Below are 7,249 nucleotides of genomic sequence, written 5' to 3'. Positions count from 1 at the left end.
GCCCCCCTCAAGATGAGATTTCCCAGTATGTAAGACCCCTTGAAGACGACGAGGTAGATAGGTTGGGGGTGGAAGTGCAGTAATGCATGGAGCTGACCAATACTAATCGGTCGAGGGCTTATCCTAAAGAATAAAACGCAATGAGTTTCGGATTCAGTTTTCAGGGTGTAACACCTTGAAGGTATGTAGAAGTACATACGACAAGCGTACGGCAATTCATTCACACGATCTGTGATGAACCGAATAACCCTACGTGAGAATTTGCAGAGCAAATTCATGTTTGGTGGCGATAGCGGAGGGGTTCCACACGTACCCATCCCGAACACGACCGTTAAGCCCTCCAGCGCCGATGGTACTTGGACCGCAGGGTCCTGGGAGAGTAGGACGCCGCTAAGCACAAAAAAAGAGCACAGCCTTACTGGCTGTGCTCTTTTTACCTTTTCGGAATCGAGTCGATAGTAGAATATGAAAGTTATTTTTTGGAGCGCAAAACCCCTTATCAAGGAATGACCTTTGTTGAAAGTGATGACATAAATATTTTACCTGAACATTCAGATAGCTTAGTGAAGACGAACAGTAAGTGACCTACAAAGCGTACAAAACGATCGGCAGTTAGGATTCCAGTGGCCTGCTGCTCAGGCAGACGTTGCTCTCATCATACGGGAGAAAATTAAACACAATTGCCTTTTATGATGTGGTTCGTTGTAGACCCGGCTGCACAGGGGCAAAGGTACGGGAGAAAACTGCTGAATTGGGTAGAACACACGATTATTCGTGATCAGTTGGGTGCCCCTGCGGTGATAGTACGGCAGCGGAGAAGTACCCCTATCTCTATCTATGTACGAGCGGTAAGGATATGAACGTATTCATGCGTTTGACCATGGGACAGGGGACGGGACGATGCATTTACTGCGAAAAGTGGTGAATCCTGAATTATTTGCAGTCTACCTTGGTGAAAAAAGGGAAGCCGAGACGGCTAACCGAAGTAGTTCCGATTACCGGGAACGGACGAAGCTAATTCATTTAACAGAAGGGGCTTAACGATCCGCGCCATGATCTGTTGTCACAAACCATGTCTGATTTTTTAGACAAAAAAGGACATTGTTTGTGTGTATAATATAACTTACATATTATATTGCCATACTTTAATTTACTTTTATGCTTAATGTAACAAAAACATTCATGTCTCATAATTTTCTCTTATTAAGAGAATTTGGGTGGATATTGACATTTTTCGAGTTCATATTCAATATATAAATAAAATATTCCATATTTAACGCTTATTTATAGAAAACATCCTGTATGGCTCCAGTAATTCCACACCATTCATCTATGATGCTGAATTTTAGCTTCCAAGCCTGAAATTTCAGTATACTCCAAGGTTTTTACACTTCCAAGTCTACTCACACACCTGACTTTTGTTCACAATCACACCACGGACGGAACCCTATTACCAATTCACTTCTATATGTCAATTACTGTTTTTTGGCAATCGATTTCGTTGCTTTTTACTGAATATTTCTCTACATCTTAATGTCACCATACATATGTATCCATACATTAAATGTAAAGATACCTTTGTTTTTCCATAATTTTTGTGGAAAGGGGTTTGATATGAATCGTATGGCTTTGGTTTTTCCTGGTCAAGGATCTCAGTATGTTGGAATGGGGGCTACATGGCATAGCGGCTTTGCAGAAGCGGATCGCTTGTTCGAAGAGGTTGCTGATATTTTGGGATATGATCTGAAAGCTTTATGCATGGCAGGTCCGATGACCCAGCTATCCAGAACATTCTATACTCAGCCCGCACTTCTCAACGATAAGTGTCATTGCATTCCGACGTTATATGAAGGAAATCGGAATGATCTCAGAATTTTCAGCTGGTCATAGCCTAGGTGAATATTCAGCTCTGGTAAGCAGCAGTATTCTGTCCTTTGGAGACGCTTTACGATTAGTCCAAGAGCGGGGACGCTTTATGGAGGAAGCCGCAATGGCAAAGCTGGGCAGCATGATTGCTATTCGCGGAGCTATGCTGGGCGAAGTGGAAGAATGCTGTCGTCTGTACTCCACAGTCGATCAGCCTGCAGCCATTGCCTGTTACAATTCACCTAGCCAATACGTCGTTTCAGGTCATCATACCTCTGTCGCTCTGGCAGCTGGCGAGTTAGAACAGCGGGGGGCCCAAATTACGCGGTTGCAGGTAAGCGGCCTTTTTCATAGTCCGCTTATGCAGCCTGCTGCGGACAGACTGGCCGCAGAACTGCAAAAGTACACTTTAAATGAGCCGAAGTGGCCCGTGATCTCCAATGTGATCGCTCAGCCATACCGCGATGTTGATAGCATTCGCCAAGGATTGATTTTGCAAATGACTCACCCGGTTCGATGGATTCAAACTGTGCAATATATGATGAATCATGGCGTAAAACAAGGCATCCAGTTAGGTCCACGAACGGTGCTGAAAAATTTAACGAGGGAAATAAGCCCTAATATCGAAGTGCTGTCCTTGGACAGAAACTGGGATCGCCTTGAACTGGACCGCCGTTTCTCGATTCGTGATTGGATTGCCTGTTCCCTGTCACAGCAGTGTCTACCCCCAACGCCAATTGGAATAAAGATGAGTATCGAAAAGGTGTTATTCTACCTGTGCGCAGACTGGAAAATTTACTGCGAAACTTGGAATCAGGCAGCAGTTCGCTTCCTGCTTCTGAGCAAAGACAGGAAATACTGGAGTGTATTCGCCTTGTGTTGCAAACCAAACAGGTCTCCGAAGGAGAGCAGAAAGCAATGCTAGAGCAATTGAGGAGGGATCAGGATGGAGCAAGTTTCAAACCTTAGTTGAAACCATTCAGGACCGTGCAAGCCGGGATGAGAACGGAATCCTTTTTATTTCCGGTGATAAACAAGAGGAATACGTATCCTATAGAAAACTTCTGGAGCAAGCATTACAGGTGCTTCATGAATTACAGGAACAAGGAGTAAAACCCGGCGATGAGTTGATCATACAGATCGACGACAACGATACCTTTTTGAATGTATTTTTGGGGTTGGCTGCTTGGTGGAATCGTTCCTGTACCTGTAAGCATAGGAAATAATGATGGGATAAAATGAAATTGTTTAAAATCTGGAACACACTCTCCCGGCCATATATGGTTGCAGATGACAAGGTATTAGAGCAGTTTGAAAAATACGCGCAACAGCACGAGATGCTAGATTCCTTTGAGCCGGTTAAAAAATCGACTTTTTCAAGTTATACATTCGAAATTCTACTCAGAATAAAGGTGTAGTTTATATATCCAAACCGGAGGAGCTAGCTTTTATCCATTTCTCCTCAGGTTCTACAGGCGATCCCAAAGGAGTCATGCTGACGCATGACCTAGGATTGATCGCATTTCATTTAATCTGTGTGATTGCTAATGCCAAACAGCTGATTATGCCGACGGCACTTTTTATCAGGCGCCCTTCTCTGTGGCTGAAAAAAGTATCGGAGCAGTAAGTTTTCTTGTTCTTCGTTAATTGGCAGAGTCCCAAGAATTCTATCTGATTCGTCGGTTCCCCAGCGGACGATATAATGGGGATGAAGGTCTGGATGGATACGAGATTGGATAAACGCTGTGATTTTGGCTTGCAATTTTATACTTGTAAATGATTTGGTTTTGCGATAATCCTTCCTTGAGATAATCCTTCACAGATTGGAGTTTAAGTTCTGCGGAATACGTTCGGTTATGAGTATGGGCTTCCAGCCCTTCGTAATTGTACACTTCATAACGTCGCCGCCATTTCACGATAGAGTTTTTTGATACTCCAAACTTCCGGGCTGTAACCTTCATCCCGATGAATCCTTGTTTAATTTCTCGAAGAATCGTTAATTTCTCAAGTGCCGTAAACTTCTTTCGTTCCATAAAAATGCTCCCCATACAGTCACAGATTTTTATTATCTCACCTGTCTACTATATGGGGAGCATATCACTACCGGATGGGTAACCCCCTGTATTCATAGGTTCAGAGAATCCATAGATGTAGGAGTTTCTTTGTAAACCTGGTAAAAGGGAAGGGGAAAGACAGGCTTAGTTTCTTCGAGCGGCAAGTTTAGGTAGCTTGGTTTTGTTGGCAGTTATGTAAACCATGGCAATGAGGTTCTCAACGTTTCGGTATCCTCTGGCCCGGCGTTTTGCCGCTTGAACCAAATATTGATTCCCTCAAGTAATCCATTGGTGAGGTGGCTGTGGAACCAGAGAAGGATACCTGTTTGGTGATGTTTCACGGTCTGTACCACTTTTACCGTGTGTGGAAGCTGAGAACGTTCTGCCCATCCCAGCCACTCTTCTAGATACAAATCGGCAAATATATGCCGAATGCTTCAAAGATTCTGCAGGGCTATTGAACCAACTATTGATTCAGGTTACCCTCGACTTCCCAGGCGGTTACTTCCTGTTGCAGGTGACCAATTCGACGATCCAGACATTGAATGGTCAGAGCGCTGAGTCAAGTTTATCGATGTTCAACCAACTTCCTCCAGGGCCCCTCACTTTTGGGAAAACTATTTGGCTGTCTAGGCTTTAACGTCTGGAACTACTCTCAACCGTCCAAGATTCGCTATTGGTGGCTCGGTTTTAGCCTTTCCAAGTAGACTTTTCACCTATTAGACTTCACAAGCTAGAATTGGTGAGATCGAAAGTTGATGTGGATATAAAAAAAAGTGTTGATATTTTTTTAATTTGTCATTAATATAATACTCAATAGCTGTATTATATTGGCAGGAGGTAATGTAATGGATTTATGTAAAGTTAACTTCAGAGACTTTTCAGAACTCTATAATTACATCCAAGATTATAAAAAAGAAAAACCAGCAAAAACAGCATTTTCCATAGGGAAGATATTTTCAGAACATAACTTTTATTACTTCTACGACAGTGGAACTAGTAAGGTTGTGATGGTTGACAGTAATATAGCTCAGTTGATTGAATTGTTAATTTCCTCTAATAAAAGTTTAGATGAATTAAATGAATTTATTTATTCTCACAACCTTAATGTAAGCGAATTAATGACTTCAATTAATGAAGAGGATTTATTCAAAGGATTCAATATTAAGCACTTATATAATGACATATCCCTAGAGTATATGAAAAATCAAATGAATATGGGCACAACGCAACTCATTTTAGAATTAACTGGAAAATGCAACATGCGTTGTCGCTATTGCATATACCATGATGGGTATCCTCACAATCGGCCGTTTACTTCAAAAAGAATGTCATCTGATACGGCGCTTAAATCTATTGATTTCATGAAACTTTATGGGGATCAGCAGGAAGTTTTTATTACTTTTTATGGAGGAGAGCCTTTACTTGAATTCGAGCTATTAAAAGAAGTTATTGAATACTCGAAGGTTGCTTTAGCTGGCAGGACTATACATTTTTCTTTTACTACTAACTTGTCTGTATTAACCCCCAAAATGGCTGAATATTTTTCTACCGTTGATAATTTATCTATTCTTTGTAGCATTGATGGTCCCAAAGAAATACATGATATGTATCGAGTTTATAAGAATGGCTCCGGCTCATTTGATGACGTTTTCAAGAAATTCAAATTATTAAATAGTGTAGCTAAGAAAAATGGTAAGGACATGCACATTGGTGCAAATGCGGTGTACATGCCTCCGTTTAGCGTAGAAAAGGTTTCCCAAATAGATGAATTCTTTACAAATTTGGATTTTACTCATGAAGATTTTCGATATCAATTAGGCTATGCCGGTCCTGGCACTGTACCGGAAGAACTGCTTAAAAGCTCAGATTTTAATGACCAATCGCTACGACAATGGCAGGATAAGCAAATCAATATTGCTAATAATTTGGAAGAACTTAAAGAACAATCTATCTTTAATTCACTTGATAGAATTCATAAAAGAAGCGTAACAAAAAGAGCTACTAATTTTGTGCCAATGAACGGTTGTTGTGTTGTTGGATCCCGACGATTATTTGTTTCCACAGATGGCGATTTTTTCGCATGTGAAAGGATCGGAAACAGTCCTTCAATAGGGAATGTAAATCAAGGGATTATTGAGGAAAATATTTATAATAAATATGTTTATGAATTTTCCGAAGCTTGGGAAAATATTTGCTCTGATTGTTGGGCTGCTAAACTTTGTAGTAGTTGTTATGTAGACAGAATGGATTCTTCGGGAGTCAGGGAACCTGATCTTGCAGAGTGTGAATATTATAGAAGTACAGCAGAACGTAGTTTAAGGAATTATCACAATTTACTTAGGACATCACCGGAAAAGTTGGCAACCCTTAATGAAGATGTATCTTTATTATAATTTATTTCTAGGCTTAACTGTTCTCATTTAAACCTAGATAAATACATAAATGAAAGGAGGTGAGAACATGTTGAAAATTATGAATCCATATCAACAGCAAGCTATTGACAATGAGAGCGTAGCTTTTCGTGATGTCATTATCATGGCCCCATGTATGTGTAACTCTAAAAAAGCGAACTATGCGGCTACTAAAACTTCAGGAACTGGTTGTCAATGCTCTTGCAGTGGTTCTGTAAATGAAGCGTATAACCAAGACGCAGCAAGAAACTAGTTATACAAACCAATATGCGTAATTCTCAATTAGCGAACTATTAAGCTACTAAAATTTCAGAACCTGGTTGTAGTTGCTCTTGCGTCGATGCTGTAAACAACGCGTATAACTCCGATGCGACAAGAAACTAAGTTTTACAAACCAAACAGTGTCTTCGTCTATTACCAACGGAGACACTGTTGTATTCAAATCTAAGGTTGTTAGACTGGAGTAACTCTCCAGTAGGCTATGACTTATATTAAAATATAATAACCTTGGTAGATTAAAATAAATAAATAATCATCATAATGTGACTGAAAACTCATTCATTGAGTGAATTTGAAAACAACTGTTATGTATACAAATTCCAGATACTTAGATAACTTGGGTGAATTCTCTAATCCATCGACTTTTTTTAATCATACCACATTATTCTTCAGGCTTTAGTCACGTCCTTAGTAGCAGAAAACAATGAATACTGGAGGATATCTGAGATGAAGAAATTCAACAAATTTAGACACTTTAGTAACTACGTTGCTATTATAAAAACTACTCTAAGCGTATTATTCGCTTCTTCCAAAAAATACTTCATATTAATTTTAGTTTTAAGCTTTGTTATGGCTTTACCTGATATCATAAACTTAATTGTATGGCAGCATATAATAGATCAAATAGGTTCTCTT

6 protein-coding genes, 1 rRNA gene, 3 pseudogenes and 1 other annotated feature are annotated in these 7,249 nt (G+C 40.1%); of the genes and pseudogenes, 7 read left to right on the top strand and 3 right to left on the bottom strand.

Annotated features, from left to right (window positions below):
* Positions 1-30: 30 nt before the first annotated feature.
* Positions 31-114, top strand: a sequence feature (23S ribosomal RNA rRNA prediction is too short).
* A gap of 165 nt (positions 115-279) precedes the next feature.
* The 3 genes and pseudogenes from rrf (at position 280) to fabD (ending at position 2,835) form a co-directional block, all read left to right on the top strand.
* Positions 280-396 (top strand): 5S ribosomal RNA (gene rrf, locus ACQQ6X_RS09030).
* A 184-nt stretch (positions 397-580) separates the two neighbouring features.
* Positions 581-1,041 (top strand): annotated as a pseudogene (locus ACQQ6X_RS09025) (GNAT family N-acetyltransferase).
* Positions 1,042-1,614: 573 nt separating this feature from the next.
* Positions 1,615-2,835, top strand: a pseudogene (fabD, locus tag ACQQ6X_RS09020) (ACP S-malonyltransferase).
* Between the two features lie 125 nt (positions 2,836-2,960).
* Here fabD and ACQQ6X_RS09015 read toward each other — a convergent pair.
* Positions 2,961-3,083 (bottom strand): hypothetical protein, encoded by a 123-nt coding sequence (locus ACQQ6X_RS09015; protein WP_326403679.1) that lies wholly within the window; start codon positions 3,081-3,083, stop codon positions 2,961-2,963.
* Between the two features lie 149 nt (positions 3,084-3,232).
* On the opposite strand from ACQQ6X_RS09015, the gene ACQQ6X_RS09010 reads away from it, so the two are divergent.
* A complete protein-coding gene (locus ACQQ6X_RS09010; protein ID WP_430493600.1) occupies positions 3,233-3,493 on the top strand; it encodes an AMP-binding protein in 261 nt (86 codons plus the stop codon).
* A 40-nt stretch (positions 3,494-3,533) separates the two neighbouring features.
* Here the strand turns inward: ACQQ6X_RS09010 and ACQQ6X_RS09005 are convergent, their stop codons facing one another.
* Entirely contained in the window at positions 3,534-3,899 is a 366-nt protein-coding gene (locus tag ACQQ6X_RS09005; protein WP_305168247.1) for a transposase, read from the bottom strand.
* 165 nt (positions 3,900-4,064) lie between these two features.
* Positions 4,065-4,339, bottom strand: a pseudogene (locus ACQQ6X_RS09000) (transposase); the annotation flags it as partial.
* Positions 4,340-4,768: 429 nt separating this feature from the next.
* On the opposite strand from ACQQ6X_RS09000, the gene ACQQ6X_RS08995 reads away from it, so the two are divergent.
* The 3 genes from ACQQ6X_RS08995 to ACQQ6X_RS08985 form a co-directional block, all read left to right on the top strand.
* Entirely contained in the window at positions 4,769-6,316 is a 1,548-nt protein-coding gene (locus ACQQ6X_RS08995; RefSeq protein ID WP_305168246.1) for a radical SAM/SPASM domain-containing protein, read from the top strand.
* Positions 6,317-6,383: 67 nt separating this feature from the next.
* Positions 6,384-6,587 (top strand): hypothetical protein, encoded by a 204-nt coding sequence (locus tag ACQQ6X_RS08990; RefSeq protein ID WP_063211117.1) that lies wholly within the window; start codon positions 6,384-6,386, stop codon positions 6,585-6,587.
* Between the two features lie 473 nt (positions 6,588-7,060).
* Positions 7,061-7,249, top strand: a 189-nt coding sequence (locus tag ACQQ6X_RS08985; protein ID WP_430493569.1) for a hypothetical protein, incomplete at its 3' end; no start/stop codon positions are given.

Origin of the sequence: Paenibacillus ottowii (assembly GCF_050516475.1) — a bacterium.
Lineage (GTDB): Bacteria > Bacillota > Bacilli > Paenibacillales > Paenibacillaceae > Paenibacillus > Paenibacillus ottowii.
Note: the sequence above shows the minus strand (reverse complement) of the source record. Positions and strands in the feature narration are given on the sequence as shown.

Coding starts and splice junctions, on each gene's coding strand:
- ACQQ6X_RS09005 (WP_305168247.1), bottom strand. CDS start 3,899: ATGGAACGAAAGAAGTTTACGGCACTTGAGAAATTAACGATTCTTCGA.
- ACQQ6X_RS09015 (WP_326403679.1), bottom strand. CDS start 3,083: ATGCTTACAGGTACAGGAACGATTCCACCAAGCAGCCAACCCCAAAAA.
- ACQQ6X_RS08995 (WP_305168246.1), top strand. CDS start 4,769: ATGGATTTATGTAAAGTTAACTTCAGAGACTTTTCAGAACTCTATAAT.
- ACQQ6X_RS08990 (WP_063211117.1), top strand. CDS start 6,384: ATGTTGAAAATTATGAATCCATATCAACAGCAAGCTATTGACAATGAG.